Source organism: Paenibacillus sp. N3.4 (assembly GCF_008017805.1).
Taxonomy (GTDB): Bacteria; Bacillota; Bacilli; order Paenibacillales; family NBRC-103111; genus Paenibacillus_E.
Map to the genome: position 1 here is coordinate 1 of NZ_VRTT01000097.1, position 20,264 is coordinate 20,264.

Sequence of the window (20,264 nt, forward strand, 5' to 3'; positions counted from 1 at the left end):
AACTCCCCAGAAAATTAGGTCATTCGAGACTCAAAAACCACGAAAATGATGAAAAAGGTGGGTGGGCACTCATTTTATCCACGTTGAATCGACAGCCACTCCATGCGCGTTATTGCAAGTAAAAGCTCATCCATTCACTCAATATTGACTCTATAGCGTCGTTTCGGTTCGTTAGAAAAATGGATAGGCTCATTTCTCGGCGCTAACAACGCTACGATTCGTTAGCGTAGAAAACACAAGTAATGAGTTGTTTCATTGTTCGAATGGCTCCTGTTGTGGAAGCAAAAGCAAGCACAAAATGATAGAGAACCTAGCTTCAGGCTAGGTTCTCTATCATTAAAAATGCGTATATGTCTATAGGTTTGCTTAACATCTACCTTGACAAACTCGCTCGTCCCAACGAGCGCGATTTCTGGGCGCGCGTTGTAGCGCCGATGCATGACGGCGGTTAAACCTCCATGAAGGACGACGAAGTCGTTTATCTTTGTAGCAGAAGCGGAAAGCATGAACGAAAATAGCAACTATATGGATTTATTTACAAGTTAAACTATTTCTATGGATATGTTACCATCTAATAGAGATATAATTATAGTTTACCAATCAGATATCCAGCTATCCACTGAAACAGGTCTTCACTTTCGAATCCTTATGTGCAGGACGTACTTTCGATGCCAGTTGTCTCTGGCAAAAAACTTTCAGGAGGTTTACACCATGAAGAAACACCTAATGACCTTTTTGCTCGTTCCAGCTCTAGCATTTGCTTCTATTACGATCCCTTTACCTAAATCGGCTTCGGCTGCTACTTCCGGACAAATTGTAAGTAGTGTCAGTCTTAGACAAAGCGCAGATGAGAACTCGACTCGGATTCGCTATTTGAAAGACGGAGAAAAAGTAACGATTTTGTCTCAGGTGAACAATTGGTGGTACAAAGTCAAGGCATCTGACGGTCGTGAAGGCTATGTCAGTACAAGTGCCAAATACATAAAAACAACGGGTTCTACACTGCCTGACAGCTCGAATAATGGCTCAGGTAGTGGTACAACGCCTGGTAGTTCCAATAATGGGTCTGGTAGCGCTACAACGCCTGGTAGTTCCAATAATGGTTCTGGCAGTGGTGCAATTGGCGGCGCGACGAATGAGAAGGTACAGAAGGTTATTGCCGCTGGAATGAAGTATCTGGGCACGCCATATGAATATGGTTCGAGCCGTAATAATACAGATACATTTGATTGCTCCGATTTCGTCCGCCAAGCTTTCCTGGATGGTATTGGCTTGAAACTGCCTAGTGATTCTCGCGGGCAAGGCACTTATGTAAAGTCACTTGGGAATGCTAAGACGGATTGGCATGATTTGAAGGCCGGTGATTTGATGTTCTTTATGTCTTACAAAGGGACAGGCAAGGCGAATTATAACGGGATAAATAAATCTAAGCAGACCATAACGCATGTAGCCATATATTTAGGAGATGGAAAAATCTTATCTACGTATTCTAAAGAAAGTGGCGGCGTTCGTGTGGATTCCTTTGCTAACACTCACTGGGAGTACCGTTTCTTATATGGTGGCAGTGCGCTTTAATCATACGCAGGAAGAAAAAGGCAAACTTCGAAAAATCGAGGTTTGCCTTTTTTGTGGAATCGGAGCTAGATCTTATACACTTAAAAATCACAAACTGCCATATAACTCAAGGGAGGGTTCTTGTGTTGCTACGTTTGCAAAGGATCAAGCAATGGCAGCCAATGAACCGTAGGTTCATCTGTATGCAATTGGAAGCCTGCTGAGCCTACCCATGGATGTGGGGTCAGGCCAACAGTGAAATAATGTTCAAGCAGGCAGCGGAAAATAAAAGGGATTGGACGCCCCAGCACTTGTTCCCGAGGAACCCAGTGGAGTTCTCCCTCGGGTGTGACGATGCGTGGATTCACGTCTGTCGTACCTATATAGAAGAATTGCTGACGGACTTCCTGGCCATTTAATCGGAGTAAGATGTATTGCATACGCAAGCCTTCAATCTCGTCATGTTCAATGCCTGTTTCCTCCCATATTTCACGCAAACATGCCGCGCGTGGGTTATTAAGTTCGTTTGGTTCCAAATGTCCTCCGACAGCAGCCCACAATCCCGGAGAAAGCTTGCGCGTTAAAGAACGTTTCATCATAAGCAATTCGTCTTGACTGTTCCATAGGAGAGCCGTAGACATCATTCGTAAAGTAATCATCGACTTAGGTCTCCTTCCGATCTAGCAATTATTAGTTTATCATAGTAAAGTTGGGAACCGCAAAAAACATAACAAGGTATTTTGCCTATTGCTTCAAACAGCGCAATTGGATATAATGTCCTCTATAGAGAAACATTAGTCTTTCTAGAGAGGACGGTAATGAGGTGCCGGAAAGCAAAGAATTTTTTCCATCGATTAAGCACACCGGTCCTGAGAGATATTATTTAGTCCGGGAAGATATTTTGCCAGAAGGCGTGCTCAAGACGGCACAGGCGAAGGAACTGCTTGCACGTGGAGAAGTGAAGACAATTCACGAAGCTGTCGAACAAGTGGGGCTCAGCCGAAGTGCTTTCTATAAATATAAGGATGGCATTCATCCGCTCAGCAAGCTGGATAGGGAGCGCATTATAACGGTTTCTATGGATTTGGAACATCGATCCGGGATTTTGTCCAGAGTGCTGGCCCTTATTGCTAATTTGAATGGCAATGTGTTAACGATCCATCAAACGATCCCATTGCAAGGAATGGCAAACGTCGTTATTTCCGTAGAAACATCCTCTATGGGGGAGGAAATTCGTCAAATGCTCGATCGTCTTCATGCTCAAGAAGGTGTCAAGCGCGCTGCGATCATTGGTCAAGGCAGTTAATGATAGAAACTATTCGGGAGGTAAAAGAAAATGAAACCCATCAAGGTAGGATTACTCGGGCTAGGAACAGTTGGAACAGGTGTGGTCCGCATTATTGAAGGACACCAAGAGGATTTACAGCGTCAAACGGGATCTCCCATTGAAATCACCAAAATTTTAGTACAAGATAAATCCAAGAGTCGCCATATTTCTGTGGATCCTGATAAGTTAACTGAGCATGTCTGGGATGTGATCGGTGATAGTGAAATCGATATTGTCGTAGAAGTGATGGGCGGGGTTTCCGCGACCAAGGATCATATTTTGACGGCACTTTCCAACGGTAAACACATCGTGACCGCGAATAAGGATTTAATGGCTATGCACGGAGCCGAAATTTTGGCTAAGGCTACTGAACATGGCTGTGATGTATTTTATGAAGCGAGTGTGGCTGGCGGTATCCCAATTATTCGTGCGCTTGTGGAAGGCTTCTCTTCCGATCGTATCACAAAAATTATGGGTATCGTTAATGGGACGACGAACTACATTTTAACAAAAATGAGTCAAGAGGGCGCAGCTTACGCGGATGTGCTGAAGGAAGCGCAGGAACTCGGTTATGCCGAGGCAGATCCGACATCCGATGTGGAAGGTCTTGATGCTGCGCGTAAAATGACCATTCTTTCAACTCTTGGCTTCCACGCCAACGTTGCTCTGTCTGATGTTCAAGCCAAAGGGATTTCCGGTGTCACAAAGGAAGATATTCAATATGGTAAAAAATTGGGTTACGAAGTCAAGCTTCTTGGTATAGCTGAAAATCATGACGGTCATATATCCGTGAGTGTTCAACCAACCATGGTTAAAAATTCGCATCCGCTTGCTTCTGTTAATGGTGTATTCAATGCGGTCTACGTCACCGGTGAAGCCGTAGGCGAAACCATGTTCTATGGCGCAGGCGCAGGCGAGCTTCCAACCGCTACTTCCGTCGTAGCTGACTTGGTAGCCGTAGCACGTAACTTGAAGCTTGGCGTGAACGGTCAAACGGTGATGGCGCCATACAAAGAGATGAAGTTGAAAACCGATGAGCAGATTGCTTGCAAAAACTTCATACTGCTGCACGTTGAAGATAAAGCCGGTGTGCTTCGCAAATTACACAAATTTTTGCCCAACATGAAGTAAGTTTGGAATCTGTGTTCCAGCATCCGAATAAAAGCAATCCAAAGGCAGAAATCATTATTATTACACATGACGCTAACCAAGCGAGTATGAAAAATGTACTGCGTCAATTTGAATCCATGGATGTAATCCACGCGATTAAAAGCGTCTTTCGTGTAGAAGGTTAACTTTGTTCAGTCGGATATAGGCTAAACTATTGAAAAGAGGCAGGGTTTCGAAATGAGTTATCAGGCAGCACAAAAGATAAGAGTGAAAGTGCCGGCGAGTACGGCAAACTTAGGTCCTGGCTTCGACTCTTTGGGGATGGCTTTGAATTTATACGCTTGGATCGATATGGCGATCGCAGATGAAACCACAATTAGCTTGATTGGTGATCAGATGCAAGGTATTCCGACAGACAAGTCCAATTTGACCTATAAAGTTGCACAAATGGTGTTTGAACAAGCGGGTGTTTCTCATCCGGAGCTGTCTATCGCCATGTACAGTGATATTCCTTTAACACGCGGTCTTGGCAGCAGTGCGTCAGCGATTGTTGGGGCTCTTGCCGGCGCAATGCGCTCATTGGTCATAAGCTCTCTTCCTATGAGCTTTTCCAAATTGCCACTCGGTTGGAGAAGCATCCCGATAATGTTGGGGCGAGCTTGTTCGGAGGGTTCGTGGTTGCTTTCTGGGACGGAGAAAAGGCTGAATCTATTCGAATAGAGCCAGACGTGAACTTGGAAGTGCTGGTCGCGATACCTGCCTTCCAGTTGTCTACAGAGAAGGCGAGAGGCGTCATGCCTAAACAAGTGTCTATGAAGGATGCAGTGTTCAACCTTAGCCATTCTTCTTTACTTGTTGCCGCGCTGAGCACAGGCAACTTAGAGATGATCCGCCATGCCATGAAAGATACGCTGCACCAGCCTTATCGTGCTGCGCTTATTCCGGGTATGACGACGCTTCTGGAGCAAGCCGAGAATCATGGAGCGCTTGGTGTAGCGCTTAGTGGAGCAGGACCTACCATGCTCGCTCTAGTGGATGCGCGCAGCAGCCAAAAGGACGAGCTTGAGGCGTTCCTGAAGGAAACGCTGGCTGCGGAAGATATTGAAGCGCAGCTGCTTTGGTTGAAGCCGAGCGCCGCAGGTGTCACCACTACACACTTGCAAGAGGGTGCTGAGGATCTGTTCTCATTCATTGAACGTGAGGTGCTGGCATGAAGAAGGTGGCGATTCTCGGTCCAAGTACGTTTTCAGAAGAAGCTACCCGTTATTTTCTCAGAGAAGATTTCGAATATGTTTCTTATAAATTGATATCGGAAGTGTTTATAGCAACAGCCACGGGAGAAACCGAGCTGGGAGTCATTCCGATTGAAAACACGCTGGAGGGTTCTGTCCATTTGCATGTTGATTGGCTCGTACATGAAGTTGATCTACCTATTAGAGCAGAATGGGTTTTCCCTATTGATATGAATCTCATCGGGTACCCGAATCCCCATAATCATGAGGATGCTTCGAATCCTTACGGTCATATTCGCAAAGTGTTGTCCCATCAAGTCGTACCCGCGCAGTGTAGTCGATTTATGAAGCAATATTTGAGCGGAGCGGAATTCGAGCAGGTGAGTTCAACTGCGGAGGGTGTGCGCTTGGCTTCGACGTTTCAAGACCCGACAATTGCCGCTATTGGTACAGCAATTGCTTCAGCCAATTACGGAATTCCGATTTTGCAAAAAGAAATACAGGATCATAAAGACAATATGACCCGATTTCTGCTTGTAGGTTCGGAAGCCCCTGAATTGAAACCGTCTGATCTTATGAAAACAACCATTCTCGTCACACTGCCAGAGGACTATCCGGGTGCGTTACATCAGGTGCTGTCTGCTTTTGCATGGCGAAGAATCAATCTCTCCAAGATTGAATCCAAGCCTACGAAGAAGAAACTGGGTATTTATTATTTCTATATAGATATTGCGGGTTCCATGGATTCTGTCCTGCTGCCGTCTGCGATTCAAGAGATTGAGGCGATTGGTTGTCAGGTTCGTATTTTGGGGTGCTATCCGAGTTATTCGCATCCAATGATGTTCGATGATCATTAGTGCGTAACCTTTTCTTTTTTATATGATTCCCTTGCGATCATTGCGTGAGGGAATTTTTTGTCCAAAGGGGGCAAAAGCCTAGGAACGTGCATAAACTGTAATGTCATTGTGAATAAGGAGGTATTGGTTTGAAAATCCATATTGTCAAAAAAGGAGATACCCTGTACGAGCTCGCGAACAAATACCATGTTGGGCTGGATCAGATTATTGCGTTAAATCCGCAAATTGCAGAACCGGATCATCTAGACATCGGCATGAAGGTGAAAATTCCGTCCAAAACGAATCCTGTGGAACCACCAGCATCAGAGTATGTGTATAAGCACATTGTCCAGCAGGGTGACAGCTTGTGGAAACTGGGCAAGGCTTGGGAAGTACCGCTCCATGCGATGATTCAAGCGAATCCGCAACTTAAAAACCCGAATGTATTGATGACCGGAGAAGTTGTTTACGTACCTAAAGGCGATCATTCACAAGGTGGGGCGAATACACACCTGCCTCCGTCTAAGACGCCAAACGAACCGTTTCCTGCGGCAGTGCCAGAGGCTCAGCCTTGGACAGCTGTTGAAGCGATGCAGCAGCCCTACACGCCCTACTCACCGATGGTTGAACCACAGACCCATGGCGTTGCTCCTTCGCCTTCACCAATGAAGTACGCGCCTCCAATCATGCCGGTACCGGTTGTTGAAGAACAGCCATCAATGGCGAATATGCCAGCGACGCCAGCGACGCCAGCAACACCAGCAACGCAAGCGATGCCAGCAATACCAGCAAAGCAAGCGATGCCAGCAACGCAAGCGATGCCAACAATGCCAACAATGCCAACAATGCCAGTTGTTCCCCATGCGGCAGAATCTGGTGGTATTGGTCTTAATGAGCCTTTTCAGCAGGCTGCTGTACACCCGTTCCAACAATTTCATATTCAAGCGACTGAAGTCTTTGCTTATCCAGCCTCTGAACAACCAAAGACAGCTATGCATCCTTCTTTTGTTCCTTATCAACCATCGCCATGGGAGCAAGCGCCGTTAGCTTCCGATCCAACTTATTATCCTTCGGGCAGCGAAGGCTGCGGTTGCGGAGAAACGTCAATCACAGAGCAGCAGTGGGCAGCTGGATTTCCGACTGGATTTCCTTCAGGAGCTGTACCTAATCCTTGGGATGGCTATCAACAAGATGCAGCTGTGATGCCAAGCTTGTTTGCACCTGTTCCTTCATCTTACGATATGCATCAAGCCGCTCATATTCAAGCATTTCAACATCCATATGCATACCCGCATGCGCCATATGGAATTCCTTATGCCGGATCGAATTTTGAATCTCCCTATGAATCGCCAATGATTCCCCAAGTCCATACGCATGAACTTGCTGAAGCAACGGATACCGAAGAAGTCGTTGATATTGATATCCGTAACACTAAAAAGGCATCCAAGACGGAAAAAGCTGCTAGAACGAGCGGCGGGTCCGCCAAAAAAGTTAGATTGTCGGGTAGCTCCAACCTCAACAATTTCTTGAAACGGCAAGAACACGCGTCCCAAAAGCAGGAAGCCAAGGCTAATGTACCGTGGATTAATTTCTGAGCATAACAAAAAGCCTCCTAAACCACCAATGAAGTGTGGGATGGGAGGCTTCTGTATGTTTTTGCAGTCCATCAAGCAATCATGCCAATTGTGAAAAAGACCATTAAGCCAACGACGAAATTCATACCCCATTTTTACGGAGCAGCTCACGTCCGCGGTGTAGGCGTGTTTTTACGGTTGTGATAGGTAACTCCAACTTATCGCTTATTTCTTGAAGGGAGAGCTCATCAAGATAATACAGCGTGATGACACTTTTATATTTGTCAGCTAATTTATTAATGGATGTATGCATATGTTCTTGAACTTCTGTTTGAAGCACGGCATGCTCAGGTGATTGATCTTGACTGGCAAGTTTGCTGTAATAACTATAGTCATCATCGTGATCAGTAAGTTCCGCATCCAAAGAATGGACTGGCTTTTTTTTGCGAAGTAAATCAATGGCAACATTTTTTCCGATCCGATAGATCCAAGTTGAGAAATTCTGACTTTCATCATAATGATTCAAGTTTAAATATACACGAATAAACGTTTCTTGAACAATGTCCTCCGAATCAGGTCGGTTGTGAAGCATGCGAAAAGCAAGTTTTTGAATTTTGTTACGGTATAACTCGACTAATTCAACGAAAGCATTACGATCGCCCCGTCTGGATAACTGAATTAATTGAAGTTCTGCCACATTCATGCTGTTCTCCTCCTTAGCGTTTGCCTTTTGAAATATATATCTGTTTTTCCTAATAAGTATGTGAATAAATCATCTACTTCTGACTATATCATTTCTGTGGCTACAGTCAAATTATAAAGCTAAGATGAGGGTGAATTTGAACGATTTGTGACAGTATTGGCGGAGGAATGATGTTCGGGAGATGCTTTGGTTGCAGATGTGGAACGGGGAGAGATTTTTCCGGTTTCGTTTCGTTGCACTTCGTTCCAAATTGCGACTACCCCCCACAATAGAACAACTCCAATAACGAGTAGGGTAGTTCGTTTGATCCGTTTTTTGCCGTTCATGCTAGGCTTCACCGTCCGTTAGTAATAATGACCTGCTATTCTTTCTATGGTAATTGATGTATAGCGTCCAACGCAAATGGAAACAATACGAAAAAAAGAGAATAGAAGGCGAATTCGGTGAATATACAAAGCTTTTTAAAGCAGTTGAAAAGAAAGCTGCGCTGGAAACGAAGTTGGTTGACGCTAGGGATGATTATTTTTATAGGGACGGGTTGGATTTTACAAACGACAGGTCATTTGCCAAAATACCATATGCAATCAGAAGGCGCTGTCGAAGCAGTACTGGCAACGATTTCTCCGGAAGAAGACCAAAGACTGAAAGAAGCTATAGCGATGTTAAAGCTTATGAAGGAGAGCAGGGAAAGTTATCTGCTTAAATCTTATTTATGCGGTGAGGAACGTATACAGTTAGGTCAACAGACATCGGATGATTTGGTCCAGATGCAGTTGAAGCACCCCAATTGGTTATTAAGCTTGGATGGCAAAGGTACTGTAACGTTTACCGAGAAAATTGATGATTTATCGCCAGCATGCAAGGAAAAGGCGGTATTCGGGATTGACGGCAGCAGCAACTTGTCCCTCTTTAATGGCACACCTACGGAAGAGAATGTGATACGGACCTTTTTTCAATTAAATATCAAATCCCTGGAAAGCAGTCTGCCCAAGGATACGGTAGAACAATTGCATGAAGGTATCCGCGTTTCTGATTTGGAGGAATACAATAGCGTACTATCCACGTTCAGTGATTATGCCATTGAAGAGAGTGAGCGTGTGATGACGAAACCGTAATGGCGAGAGAAATAGGGAGATAGATCCGGGGCAGTTTTCCGTGTCTATCTCTTTTTTTTGTTATCTGCTATAATGGAAATGACTACATATGTTCGCTTTTTGATAGATGGGAGAGTAATGCTGTGCGCATTCTGGGGATCGATCCGGGGATTGCGATTGTTGGTTTTGGCTTTATAGATAAAATAGGCAGCAAGCTTGTTCCTGTGCAATATGGGTCTATACAGACTGAGGCTCACACGGATCCAGGAATCAGGCTGAAAGACGTCTATGACGCTACGACGCAATTAATAGAAAAGTATAAACCGGATGCTATGTCGATAGAGAAATTGTTTTTTAATCGCAATGTAACGACGGCATTCACGGTAGGACAAGCCCGCGGAGTTATGATTCTTGCGGGTGTTCAAGCCGGTTTGTCCATCGCTGAATACACGCCCCTTCAGGTGAAACAATCGGTTGTCGGCTATGGGAAGGCAGAAAAACATCAAGTGCAGGAGATGGTCAAACTTTTGCTTAAGCTATCCCAAATTCCTAAACCTGACGATGTGGCGGATGCTCTGGCTATCGCGATTTGTCATGCGCATTCTTCCGCGCTACAATCCAGGATAAATGAGGTCGTGAAACGATGATAGATTTTTTAAGAGGGAAAGTTGCGCTTCGCGAAAGTGACTATGCGGTTTTGGATGTCAACGGTGTGGGATATCGCGTATTTTGTCCGAACCCTTACGCCTTGTCAAATAAAGATGCCGAGGACGTGACGATGTTTATACACTATCATGTTCGTGAAGACGCTCACTTATTATTCGGATTTCTATCGCGCGACGAGCAGTCCTTGTTTCGTTTGCTGCTTGATGTGACAGGAATTGGACCGAAAGTAGCGCTTGGCATTCTGGCAGCTGGCGGAAGACCGGAAGCTGTTATATTAGCGATTAGCCAAGAGAATTTAGCCTTTTTGACGAAGCTTCCTGGAATCGGCAAAAAAACGGCGCAACGAATTGTCCTAGATTTGAAGGATAAATTAGGTTCTGTCAGCTTTACGAGTCCAGAAGCAGCGGTTGCTTTAAGCGTGGTAGGCTCGGCGCAGCTCGGTGAAGGCGGTCATGCTTGGAACGAGGCCAAAGAAGGGTTGATGTCGCTTGGTTATACCGAGGCGGAGGCCGATCGCGTTTGGCTGCAAGTGAAGCCAAAGGTGAAGGATACGGATTCTGTGGATGTACTTATGAAGCTAGCACTGCAAGCTTTGTATACGATGTGAATGCTTACGAAGAAAGTTTTCTACCGAAAACTAAAGTAAATGCTTACGAAGAAAGTTTTCATACGAAAACTTTAAGGAGGATCACCGATGGACAATGACCGCATTATTTCGGCTAATATGATGATGGAGGACAGCGTAATCGAGTATAGCCTGCGTCCCCGTTATTTGGCCGAATATATCGGCCAGAAGCAGGCAAAGGAGAACCTCAAAATCTACATTGAAGCTGCCAAGCTGCGCAAGGAAGCACTTGACCATGTGCTACTCTATGGACCGCCTGGGCTCGGTAAAACAACATTATCTAACATCATTGCCAACGAGCTCGGCGTGAATATACGAACAACCTCCGGCCCCGCGATTGAGCGGCCGGGGGATTTGGCTGCTATCCTGACCAATCTGCAGGAGGGCGACGTGCTCTTCATCGACGAAATTCACCGTCTCCACCGTACGGTGGAAGAGGTGTTGTATCCGGCGATGGAGGATTACGCCCTTGACATTATTATCGGTAAGGGGCCTAGTGCACGTTCCGTGCGTCTGGACTTGCCGGCATTCACATTGATCGGCGCGACGACTCGTGTAGGCTTGCTGTCTGCGCCGCTGCGGGACCGTTTTGGTGTTGTCAGCCGTTTGGAGTTCTACACGATTGAGGAGCTCACCTACATCGTCAGCCGTACCGCTGACATCTTGCAGGTAGGCATTGTCGGAGAAGCGGCGCGTGAGATCGGAATGCGGTCACGCGGAACACCGCGAATCGCCAATCGCTTACTGAAGCGGGTGCGTGACTTCGCACAGGTAAAAGGTGACGGTATCATCACACTAGACATCGCCAGAGACGCGCTGAAGCTCATTCAGGTCGATGATCTGGGTCTGGATGAGATCGATCATAAGATGCTGCGAGCGATCATACAGAGCTTCCAAGGCGGCCCGGTCGGATTGGAAACGATCGCGGCAACGATAGGTGAGGAAAGCCAAACAATTGAAGATGTCTATGAGCCCTATCTGCTGCAAATTGGTTTTTTGCAACGGACACCTCGGGGACGGACAGTAACGCCTCAAGCTTATCATCACCTTGGATTACCCGTACCGGAACAGCGGTAAAACACGATCTTTTGCTTCTATGGCTAGGGAGCAAAAGATTTTTTTGTCCAAAAAAAGGCAATGAAACAAAACTTCTTATCATTCGTTGAGTCTAACTTAGTAGAATGCTAACGAAAGAAAGGAATTTTTGTCGAATGAAATGGAGCAAGCTGCTTACCCCTAAGAGAATGATTTTATTGACTACGGCTGCTTTAACCCTGGGAACTTATCCAATTAATCCTACTTATACCTATGCAGACAGTGCTAAACATTTAGATCAGATTCGAGTTGCCCTTTTTATTGATTCTAGCAAATATAGTTTGACAGAACCGGCGCTTACGCTTTCTGCTTCCGGCGGTTTGGAAATTGCCGTCAGCAGTGGAAAGGCAGGTGCCCCTGCTAAGACATGGACTGTGATCAGCGATCCAACAATTCGTGTATCCCTTGATCAATACAGTGTAAATTTACTAGAAACGAGCGATTTTACTGCCGCTAAAGCGTTGTATGCCAAAGTAGCAACAATGCCCGCTGATGGCTACATAATAAATCGAATGAAACTGGGTAAATCGGTGTATCAGGTTTATTACGGGAGCTTTCCTACCAAAGAGGCCGCGGAAGCCGCGAGGGTTCAAGTACTCAAAGACACGACGGTTGCGGCAATAACCAAAGCAGCTCCTAGCTTGGTTACAGGCCCCCTTTATTGGAGTGCAGGGGCCTATGCAACAGAGGCTGCGGCATTGCAGCAGATAGCCGTTTATTCACAAGCGGGATTAAACGCTGATCTGGCTCTCCAAGAAGACACAAACGGCAATACAGGTTACCAAGTATGGATTGGAGGAGTGTCTGCAGCCGAGCAGTTGGAGGTTGTGAAGCAAGCAGCGCTCCAAGCTGCTCCGAGTATCCCTTTGCTGGCTGCTAATACCAAATCCCCCTATTTGCTGCACAAATCCGATGTGACGGCTTCTCCTAACGGTTCTGCTGCAGTACCTTTCTATGCAGCTGGTGACGGAGAGCAGAAAACGTTGATACACCCGAAAAGTGTAGGAATAACAATCAAAGAGCGGGCTGAACGCAGCTATCGTGGAGATATGGAAGTAAGCACCTATCATAATAAATTGGCCCTAATCAATGTAGTGCCTATGGAACAGTATTTATATGGCGTCATGGGCTCTGAGCTTAGCCCTGGCTGGCCTAATGAAGCGTTGAAAGCACAGGCGGTTGCAGCCAGGACGTTTGCTATCAAACAAGGAAATAAGTATGAGATCGCTCAAGTAACAGATACTACGCTGGATCAAGCATACTATGGTTTGCAGAAGGAGTTTGCAGCGGGTACGCAAGCCGTAGATGCAACCGTGAATGAAGTAATATCCGACAAAAATGGACTGATCTCTCCTGTTTTTTCTTCCAATTCAGGAGGAATGACAGCCGACCCGATGGAAGTATGGGGAAATCCTCTGGCCTATTTGCGAAGTGTGCCAAGTCCGGACGAAGGCGCTGAAAAAGGTAAAGCGATCTGGTATCGCATTCAATTAACCGATGGTCGGATGGGTTACGTACATAGTATGTACTTAAAAGACTCCGGGCAGAAAAATAAAGACGGAGTCTCCTATTATGAAGCCACCGAGCAAGGCGTTAATGTGCGGCTGGCTCCTTATGTTGATAATGCTGCTAATCCATCTATTGCTCTGCTGGCTGCAAAAGAAAAAGTGCTTGTGATGGGGCAAGACAAAGAATCCAATGCTTATTCTTGGATTAGAGGACCTTATACCGCCAGTGAAATTAAAAGTAAATTGACTGCTGCAGGAATTGCGATAAGTGGGGATTTGCAGTCCCTGGAAATCTCGAAGCGAGGACCATCAGGCAGAGTAACTGAGCTTAAAGCAAACGGTGTCGTTGTGAAAGTGCCTTATCCGGATGCCTTGCGATCCGTTCTTGGAGGTCTTCCGAGCACCCTGTTTGAAATTGAACAAGCAGGCAGTTATACTGGTAATACACAGACTTCATCGGGATTGGTGGTTGTTGGTGGCAGTTCCAATCCAAGTCATGTCAGCACAGACGCTGTCTATGTGTTATCCGGAGGACAGTTACAGCCTACGGCAAGAAAGAAAACCGATATAACGACCCTCGGAGCTGCAGGCATGGCTAACGTTCCAGAAACCACACCGAACATACAGACGATCGGTCAGGGGAAGCAATTTGTATTTCGTGGAACTGGATATGGTCATGGTTTAGGTATGTCCCAATGGGGAGCCAGGGGCTATGCAGAACAAGGGTACGACTATAAGAAGATACTTCAGGCTTACTATACTGGAGTCAACATAACTAAGGAATGAATACACATAATGGACGTACAAGCTTTCGATTTTGATCTACCTGAATCATTAATAGCTCAGACGCCACTTAACGATCGAACGGCGTCCAGGTTGCTGACACTGAATAAACAAACGGGCAAGATTGCCACCAAACATTTGAACAACTGGTTGATTATTTGGAAGCCGGGGATTTACTCGTGATGAACGATACACGGGTCATTCCTGCCCGGCTTTTTGGCATGAAGAAAGATACCGGCGCCAAAGTTGAAATTTTGTTGCTTAAGCCATTAGGCGAAGATCGTTGGGAAGCTTTGGTCAAGCCCGGCAAACGGATGAAACTGGGGGCCGTTGTCGTTTTTGGCTTGAGTATCGATTCGACTGCACAGGAACAACTCCAGCCTCTTTTGACCGCAGAAGTTGTTGAGGTGGGTGAAATGGGGGCTCGTGTGCTTCAATTCAGCTATACCGGTATTTTTAATGAAATCCTCGATCAATTGGGTGAGATGCCGCTGCCGCCTTATATTAAGGAGCAATTGTCGGAGAAAGAACGTTATCAAACCGTGTATGCCAAGCATGAAGGATCAGCAGCAGCACCGACGGCGGCCTGCATTTCACGGAATCATATTTGGAAAAGATTCGTACCAAAGGGGTGCAGATTGCCTTCGTTACGCTGCATGTCGGATTGGGGACTTTCCGTCCGGTTTCTGTAGATAAAATTGAAGAGCACCAAATGCATGCCGAGTACTATGTGCTCTCGCCTGAAACGGCAGGGCTCATCCAAACTACGAAAGCAAATGGCCATCGTGTCATTGCGGTAGGGACTACTTCTGCGCGTACATTGGAAACCGCCGCTCAGGAGAGCCGGAAACAAGCAGGCACCGAAGAAGGTACGCAGGTGGATATTCAACCATCGGAAGGTTGGACAAGTATTTTTATTTACCCGGGGTACACCTTTCAAGTAGTAGATGCTTTGTTGACAAACTTCCATTTACCTAAATCGACCCTGCTCATGCTTATAAGTGCATTAGCTGGGCAAGAGAATATTATGGAAGCCTATGAGCAAGCTGTAAAGGAACAATATCGCTTTTTTAGCTTTGGGGACGCGATGTTAATTTATTAAGATCAACATCGTTTAGAAATTGAGGATGCTTAGAATAGGACGTGAACGTATTGGCAGCAGCAGTAACTTATGAGCCGATTAAAACTTGTAAACAATCCGGAGCCCGTTTAGGCCGGGTCCATACACCGCATGGCGTGGTTGAAACGCCTGCCTTTATGCCGGTTGGAACCCAAGCAACAGTGAAGACAATGAGCCCTGAAGAATTGAAGACGATGGATGCTCAAATTATTTTAAGCAACACGTATCATCTCTTCATACGACCAGGTCATGATATTGTGAAAGCCGCTGGCGGGTTGCACAAGTTTATGAATTGGGACCGACCTATTTTGACAGATAGCGGTGGTTTCCAAGTATTCAGCTTGAGTAATATGCGTAAAATTACAGAAGAAGGCGTACAATTCAAATCACATTTGAATGGCGACAAGTTGTTCCTTTCACCGGAAAAGGCGATGGAAATTCAGAATGCGCTTGGGTCTGATATTATGATGGCTTTCGATGAATGCCCGCCTTTCCCGGCGGAATATGAGTATGTGAAGAAGTCGCTTGAACGTACGACCCGTTGGGCTGAACGCTGCTTGCAGGCTCATAGCAGACCCGAGGATCAAGGCTTATTTGCTATCATCCAGGGAGGCATGCACGAGGATCTCCGTAAGCTAAGCGCACAGCAGTTGACTTCCATGGATTTCCCGGGGTATGCTATTGGTGGACTGAGTGTAGGAGAGCCTAAACACTTGATGTACGAGGTACTTGACTACACAACACCACTTATGCCAGCCAATAAACCGCGTTATTTGATGGGCGTGGGTTCACCCGATGCTTTAATTGAAGGCGCTATCCGCGGCATTGATATGTTTGATTGCGTATTGCCTACAAGGATTGCCCGCAATGGGACATGTATGACAAGCGAAGGCAGATTAGTGATTCGCAATGCCAAACATGCAACGGATTTCGGACCGTTGGATCCCAAATGTTCGTGTTATACGTGCCAGAATTATAGTCGTGCTTATATTCGTCACTTAATTAAAGCAGACGAGACCTTTGGCATTCGACTAACGACGATTCATAACCTTCACTTTCTACTACAGCTTATGCGTGACGTAAGAGAAGCTATTAGGGAAGATCGTTTACTCGATTTCCGCGATGCCTTTTTCGAATCTTATGGGCTGAATGATAATGAAAGAGGATTTTAAGAAAGGAGGGATAACCTATGTTTCAATTGGCGGCTGATACTGCTAATACAGGGGCGGTAGGATATTTGTATACATACGGGCCATTGGTGCTCATGTTTGTAGTCCTTTACTTCTTACTTATTCGTCCACAGCAAAAAAGACAAAAAACGCGTAATCAAATGCTTAGCAGCTTGAAAAAAGGGGATAAGGTCACTACGATTGGCGGTCTTCATGGAATCATTATGGAAATTACGGACGACATTTGTGTCTTACGTGTCAATGATGTAACCAAACTAACCTTCGATCGTTCTGCAATCAACGCTGTTTCCCAAACAGCAAAGGAATAAATAAAAAAGCGAGATCCTACAATCAGGTTCTCGCTTTTTGTTTGGGCATTTTAAAGCAGCATTCTCAAAGATCGTTGTTTTTTAGCGGCTTCTTTAAAGGCTGTAGTAATGCTTTCTCGCCAAGAACGAGACGTCCTTCGGCGATACGCAGTGCCATCCTAGCTGCAACAACACCTAGTACAACACCGGCACACATGTCCGATAACCAATGAATGCCCAGATAGAAGATAGAGAAGATGATAAAAGCTGCGGAGCCGGGAACGAATACTTTCCAGAATGTATTGCGGCTTTTCACTGCAATGACGGCCATGGATACGGAAATTGAGGTGTGCAGGCTTGGAAAGCAATTATCCAGTCCTGATAATGGCCGATAATCTTGTTCGAACGTTGGGAACACATCCAAGATCAATAATTTGACATTGGGGTGGAAAGACCAAACCTCATTGACTGGGAAAAACAAATAAAAGGGTATAGCGACCATATAATTAAACATCAAAGCATAACAAATGGCATAAAAAAGTTTATAATTTTTTTGATAGGTGTAAAGGGCGATAGAAGCTATCATAATGGACGGAAATATGACGACGTAGAAATAACTGCTGACATAGGTTAAAATATCTTGATGAAAAAAGTGTTGAATAGCAGCGACAAAATTGCCTTCAATGCTATATATGGATTTCGTGAAATCCGCTTTAAAATTAATCGCTTTTTCGACGGCAAGTTCCACTTTGTTGAAAAATAAAATCGTCATCAGAGCCAGAAAATGAAACATATACTTACGGGAAGAAAATACTTCTTGGACGAAACTTCCGGCAATGTTGAACGGATTGGCGCGTGTTGCGGCAATCAGCAAAACAAGGACGGTGATAACTATATAGACCGTTGCATGTGTCATAGACTGAAACGGACTCATGGATTTTTCCCCCTAATATTGGAAATTAATTGCGGCAATAATTCTGATATTATACCACAATCATAGGGGGAAAGTGATATTTTCACGCAAAAGACTTATTTGCGCGTATTAACGCCAAGGATTCCACCCAGAGCTCCGGCAGCGAATAAAATACAAAGAAGCTGAAGTGATTGTAGATTCAATCCCGCATCAAACGCAAGAAATCCAACGACGAAAATTAAGATGAAATAAACAAAGCCAACAAAACCCCCATGGTACCAACCGCGGCTGCCTGCTCTTTTACCTGCGACCCAACCTCCAATAAACAGAGAAGCGGCATGTATAATGGTTGTTAGCGTATGCAGGGAGCTTTCTTGTGTGCTCGTTAAAAGCAGAAATAAAGATGTTAGTATGGTTCCAATAGTCATCATGCTTAATGAATAAACAAGGCCGGAAAATAAAGGAGACGTTATTCGAACCTGACTGACCGTCTTGATTGGGTTCACAGGCATCAATCCTTTCTTTCGTTTCATTTAACATCATTGTATGGTCAAGCACATAGAATTAGTACAGACTGTTTAAAGGAAGTGAAGGTTATGCATGAATTTTCTCATGGGCCTGTTTTATGGCAAGCCTTAGCCGCCCTGCTTATTTTTGCCGCGGCATATGTTTGTATTTTAATTGAAAAGTGGGATCGTACGTATACAGCCTTGGGCGGAGCTTTGCTCATGGTAGTGCTTGGTATAATTCCGCTTAGTAAGGCATTGTCCACATACGCACATTGGCATGTCCTATTACTTATCGCCAGTTTATTTATTATGGCAGGAATCTTTCAGAAAACAGGACTTATTGCTTACTCGGCAAGTTGTATCCTACGCAAGTTTCGATTAAAGCCATTTACAATTCTTCTCGGTTTATCCATTCTTGTGGCTGTAACTTCGGCACTTTTGGACAGTTTGCTGGCCATAGCTGTCATTATTCCCATCATGCTAAGCACAACCAAAACGATGAAAATATCACCTGTTCCATTCTTGATCTCTGCGATATTGTCAGCAAATATAGGAGGAGCAGCAACTCTAATCGGGAATCTGCCGAATCGGATGGTTGGGACAGCTGAACATATGACGGCTGGACACTTTCTTACAGCGCTTGCGCCTCTTGTAATAATTATGTTAATCGTTGTTTATCTTATCATTTGGATTTTATACAGAAAGAAAATGATCGTTTCAGAGGCTCACAAACGCGAACTGTTTAACCTTCAGCCTACTTCGTATTTGAACGGGGATAGAACCTTTCTCATTGCGGTAAGCGCAGTAACCGGACTTACTCTTATTGCCTTATTCATTCATGGATTCTTAAATTGGAATGCAGCTTATATAGCGGGTGGCGGAGCATTCATCTTATTGGCATTAAACTACAAAGCGCCGACACATCTTGTTAAGAAAAAAGATTACCACGCTATGTGGAGTGGATTGATGGAAACGCAGTTGTTATTCTTTTTAGGCTTATTCATTATGGTCGGGGGATTAACGTATGCTGGCATTAGCGGATTTATGGCGACTAGAGGACTCGAGCTAAGCCAGGGGAATGTATCTTTTCTAAGTTTGCTGTTATTATGGTTGACCGGATTTGGTTCCGCGGTTGTGGATCACATTCCTTATATAGCGGGGATGATCCCAATTATTGAGCTGATGGGAACGACAGTAAATCATTTAACGGGTGAGTCTATTTTTCCCTTATGGTGGTCTTTACTCATTGGCTCAGCGATTGGAAGCGGAGTTACTTTATTAGGCTCAACATCTAGCATGTATGCGGCAGCCCTATCGGAACAGGAGAAGGGTGGTCTTACTCAGCAAGGTTATTTTATCGTAGCTGCGCCGATTTCTTTACTCTTGTTTGTCATAGCGACGGTTTATTTCAAGCTATTTCTGTTGTAATTCCCAACAATTGAATACGTAAATTCTGCATGATGTAGTGCATGGGCGGTCAGAATACCATTAGAATTCCGAGAACGAGCTAGAGCTTAGATCAGGGAGGAAATCGATGGATATTTTGACCATTTTTTTACGCACCGTGCTGATCTACTTTGTCGTATTTCTGATGCTTCGCATTATGGGGAAAAGAGAAATTGCCAAACTATCGCTATTCGATCTTGTCATTTCCATCATGATTGCCGAAATAGCTGTTTTTGTTCTGGAGGATACGGCCAAACCTATTATGGATGGGCTCATCCCAATGGCCACACTGGTACTCATTCAGGTCGTTTTGGCTTTTATTACACTGAAGAGCCGAACGATACGCATTTTGTTTGACGGGAAACCTAGTGTGCTGATTGAAAAGGGAATGATTAATCGGGAGGAAATGAAAAAGCATCGATACAATTTAGACGATTTAATGCTGCAGCTTAGACAAAATAAAGTGATGAATGTAGCTGACGTGGAATTTGCCATTCTGGAGTCTTCAGGAAAGTTAAGTGTTGTAGAGAAAAAAATGAAAGAAGCAGCGGCCGTCGACGATCCGCCCATAGGTGCGATTCGCTATGAAGGACTTCCGCTGCCGCTTATTATGGATGGCAAAGTGCAGGATGATAATTTAGAAAAAATAGGAAAAACCAGATTTTGGCTAAAAAATCAGCTTCAAGCAAAAG

The 20,264-nt window shown here is 45.0% G+C and carries 17 protein-coding genes and 3 pseudogenes; 16 read left to right on the forward strand and 4 right to left on the reverse strand.

Annotation, left to right across the window (positions count from 1 at the left end; genetic code table 11):
- Positions 1-711 precede the first annotated feature (711 nt).
- On the forward strand, positions 712-1,575 hold the full coding sequence (locus FU659_RS30710) for a C40 family peptidase (RefSeq protein WP_147951051.1): 864 nt from the start codon (positions 712-714) through the stop codon (positions 1,573-1,575).
- 128 nt (positions 1,576-1,703) lie between these two features.
- Here the strand turns inward: FU659_RS30710 and FU659_RS30715 are convergent, their stop codons facing one another.
- Positions 1,704-2,213, reverse strand: coding sequence for an NUDIX domain-containing protein (locus FU659_RS30715; protein ID WP_147951052.1), 510 nt, complete (start codon positions 2,211-2,213; stop codon positions 1,704-1,706).
- Positions 2,214-2,377: 164 nt separating this feature from the next.
- On the opposite strand from FU659_RS30715, the gene FU659_RS30720 reads away from it, so the two are divergent.
- The 5 genes and pseudogenes from FU659_RS30720 to FU659_RS30740 all read left to right on the forward strand — a co-directional run bounded on the left by FU659_RS30720 (position 2,378) and on the right by FU659_RS30740 (position 7,654).
- Positions 2,378-2,860, forward strand: coding sequence for an ACT domain-containing protein (locus FU659_RS30720; RefSeq protein ID WP_261808162.1), 483 nt, complete (start codon positions 2,378-2,380; stop codon positions 2,858-2,860).
- A gap of 30 nt (positions 2,861-2,890) precedes the next feature.
- Positions 2,891-4,176, forward strand: a pseudogene (locus FU659_RS30725) (homoserine dehydrogenase).
- 52 nt (positions 4,177-4,228) lie between these two features.
- Positions 4,229-5,205: pseudogene (thrB, locus tag FU659_RS30730) on the forward strand (homoserine kinase).
- Positions 5,202-6,080, forward strand: coding sequence for a prephenate dehydratase (gene pheA, locus FU659_RS30735; RefSeq protein WP_147951053.1), 879 nt, complete (start codon positions 5,202-5,204; stop codon positions 6,078-6,080). Before thrB ends, pheA begins: the two are co-directional and overlap by 4 nt.
- Positions 6,081-6,208: 128 nt before the next feature.
- On the forward strand, positions 6,209-7,654 hold the full coding sequence (locus tag FU659_RS30740; RefSeq protein WP_147951054.1) for a LysM peptidoglycan-binding domain-containing protein: 1,446 nt from the start codon (positions 6,209-6,211) through the stop codon (positions 7,652-7,654).
- 121 nt (positions 7,655-7,775) lie between these two features.
- On the opposite strand, the gene sigW is transcribed toward FU659_RS30740, so the two are convergent.
- Entirely contained in the window at positions 7,776-8,336 is a 561-nt protein-coding gene (sigW, locus tag FU659_RS30745; protein ID WP_147951055.1) for an RNA polymerase sigma factor SigW, read from the reverse strand.
- A gap of 443 nt (positions 8,337-8,779) precedes the next feature.
- Here sigW and FU659_RS30750 point away from each other — a divergent pair, with 443 nt between their 5' ends.
- The 8 genes and pseudogenes from FU659_RS30750 to yajC all read left to right on the forward strand — a co-directional run bounded on the left by FU659_RS30750 (position 8,780) and on the right by yajC (position 16,725).
- The gene (locus FU659_RS30750; RefSeq protein WP_261808163.1) at positions 8,780-9,451 is read left to right on the forward strand and encodes a BofC C-terminal domain-containing protein; all 672 of its coding nucleotides are present in this window, start codon (positions 8,780-8,782) and stop codon (positions 9,449-9,451) included.
- A gap of 122 nt (positions 9,452-9,573) precedes the next feature.
- Positions 9,574-10,077: a crossover junction endodeoxyribonuclease RuvC gene (ruvC, locus tag FU659_RS30755; protein WP_147951056.1), complete on the forward strand. Its 504-nt coding sequence runs from the start codon at positions 9,574-9,576 to the stop codon at positions 10,075-10,077.
- Positions 10,074-10,703, forward strand: a complete 630-nt coding sequence (ruvA, locus tag FU659_RS30760) for a Holliday junction branch migration protein RuvA (protein WP_147951057.1) — start codon at positions 10,074-10,076, stop codon at positions 10,701-10,703. Before ruvC ends, ruvA begins: the two co-directional genes overlap by 4 nt.
- A gap of 87 nt (positions 10,704-10,790) precedes the next feature.
- A complete protein-coding gene (ruvB, locus tag FU659_RS30765) occupies positions 10,791-11,798 on the forward strand; it encodes a Holliday junction branch migration DNA helicase RuvB (protein WP_147951058.1) in 1,008 nt (335 codons plus the stop codon).
- A gap of 134 nt (positions 11,799-11,932) precedes the next feature.
- Complete coding sequence (locus FU659_RS30770; protein ID WP_261808164.1) at positions 11,933-14,110, forward strand: SpoIID/LytB domain-containing protein; 2,178 nt, start codon at positions 11,933-11,935, stop codon at positions 14,108-14,110.
- Between the two features lie 9 nt (positions 14,111-14,119).
- Positions 14,120-15,209 (forward strand): annotated as a pseudogene (queA, locus tag FU659_RS30775) (tRNA preQ1(34) S-adenosylmethionine ribosyltransferase-isomerase QueA).
- Between the two features lie 50 nt (positions 15,210-15,259).
- Complete coding sequence (gene tgt / locus FU659_RS30780) at positions 15,260-16,399, forward strand: tRNA guanosine(34) transglycosylase Tgt (protein WP_147951067.1); 1,140 nt, start codon at positions 15,260-15,262, stop codon at positions 16,397-16,399.
- 17 nt (positions 16,400-16,416) lie between these two features.
- Positions 16,417-16,725, forward strand: a complete 309-nt coding sequence (yajC, locus tag FU659_RS30785; protein WP_147951060.1) for a preprotein translocase subunit YajC — start codon at positions 16,417-16,419, stop codon at positions 16,723-16,725.
- A gap of 64 nt (positions 16,726-16,789) precedes the next feature.
- On the opposite strand, the gene FU659_RS30790 is transcribed toward yajC, so the two are convergent.
- Positions 16,790-17,638 carry a phosphatase PAP2 family protein gene (locus FU659_RS30790; RefSeq protein ID WP_147951061.1) on the reverse strand — a complete coding sequence of 283 codons (849 nt, stop codon included), beginning with the start codon at positions 17,636-17,638 and terminating at the stop codon, positions 16,790-16,792.
- Between the two features lie 95 nt (positions 17,639-17,733).
- Positions 17,734-18,150, reverse strand: coding sequence for a TIGR04086 family membrane protein (locus tag FU659_RS30795; protein ID WP_261808165.1), 417 nt, complete (start codon positions 18,148-18,150; stop codon positions 17,734-17,736).
- A gap of 63 nt (positions 18,151-18,213) precedes the next feature.
- Between FU659_RS30795 and FU659_RS30800 the strand changes: the two genes are divergently transcribed.
- Together FU659_RS30800 and FU659_RS30805 are read left to right on the forward strand one after the other, a co-directional pair.
- A complete protein-coding gene (locus FU659_RS30800; protein ID WP_147951063.1) occupies positions 18,214-19,554 on the forward strand; it encodes an ArsB/NhaD family transporter in 1,341 nt (446 codons plus the stop codon).
- A gap of 106 nt (positions 19,555-19,660) precedes the next feature.
- A partial coding sequence (locus FU659_RS30805; RefSeq protein WP_147951064.1) for a DUF421 domain-containing protein occupies positions 19,661-20,264 on the forward strand: 604 nt, incomplete at its 3' end.

Bases quoted from the DNA above. Each gene is read 5' to 3' on its own strand.
- FU659_RS30710 (WP_147951051.1), top strand. From the start codon at position 712: ATGAAGAAACACCTAATGACCTTTTTGCTCGTTCCAGCTCTAGCATTT.
- FU659_RS30715 (WP_147951052.1), bottom strand. From the start codon at position 2,213: ATGATTACTTTACGAATGATGTCTACGGCTCTCCTATGGAACAGTCAA.
- pheA (WP_147951053.1), top strand. From the start codon at position 5,202: ATGAAGAAGGTGGCGATTCTCGGTCCAAGTACGTTTTCAGAAGAAGCT.
- sigW (WP_147951055.1), bottom strand. From the start codon at position 8,336: ATGAATGTGGCAGAACTTCAATTAATTCAGTTATCCAGACGGGGCGAT.
- ruvA (WP_147951057.1), top strand. From the start codon at position 10,074: ATGATAGATTTTTTAAGAGGGAAAGTTGCGCTTCGCGAAAGTGACTAT.
- ruvB (WP_147951058.1), top strand. From the start codon at position 10,791: ATGGACAATGACCGCATTATTTCGGCTAATATGATGATGGAGGACAGC.
- FU659_RS30770 (WP_261808164.1), top strand. From the start codon at position 11,933: ATGAAATGGAGCAAGCTGCTTACCCCTAAGAGAATGATTTTATTGACT.
- yajC (WP_147951060.1), top strand. From the start codon at position 16,417: ATGTTTCAATTGGCGGCTGATACTGCTAATACAGGGGCGGTAGGATAT.
- FU659_RS30790 (WP_147951061.1), bottom strand. From the start codon at position 17,638: ATGAGTCCGTTTCAGTCTATGACACATGCAACGGTCTATATAGTTATC.
- FU659_RS30795 (WP_261808165.1), bottom strand. From the start codon at position 18,150: ATGAAACGAAAGAAAGGATTGATGCCTGTGAACCCAATCAAGACGGTC.
- FU659_RS30800 (WP_147951063.1), top strand. From the start codon at position 18,214: ATGCATGAATTTTCTCATGGGCCTGTTTTATGGCAAGCCTTAGCCGCC.